Consider the following 468-nt stretch of genomic DNA (forward strand, 5'->3'; position numbering starts at 1 on the left):
AAACCGAGCCGTCCGATTAATACTGATGAAAAAAGTCTATAAAGGAGAAATATGATGAGTCAACACTCTGCCGGAGCACGTTTCCGCCAAGCCGTGAAAGAATCAAACCCTCTTGCCGTCGTCGGTTGCGTCAATGCTTACTTTGCACGATTGGCCACCCAAAGCGGTTTCAAAGCAATCTATCTGTCTGGCGGCGGCGTGGCAGCTTGCTCTTGCGGTATCCCTGATTTGGGCATTACCACAATGGAAGATGTGCTGATCGACGCGCGACGTATTACGGACAACGTAGATACGCCTTTGCTGGTGGACATCGATGTAGGTTGGGGCGGTGCATTCAATATTGCCCGTACTATTCGCAACTTTGAACGCGCTGGTGTTGCAGCGGTTCACATCGAAGATCAGGTAGCGCAAAAACGCTGCGGCCACCGTCCGAACAAAGCCATCGTTTCTAAAGATGAAATGGTTGAC

General features: G+C 50.4%; 1 protein-coding gene. It reads left to right on the plus strand.

The annotated features are described in order from the left end of the window. Nucleotides 1–54: 54 nt before the first annotated feature. On the plus strand, nucleotides 55–468 hold a 414-nt coding region (locus ACTHUR_RS20045; protein WP_440400548.1), incomplete at its 3' end, for an isocitrate lyase/phosphoenolpyruvate mutase family protein.

It is taken from the genome of Neisseria sp. P0021.S007 (genome assembly GCF_051956855.1).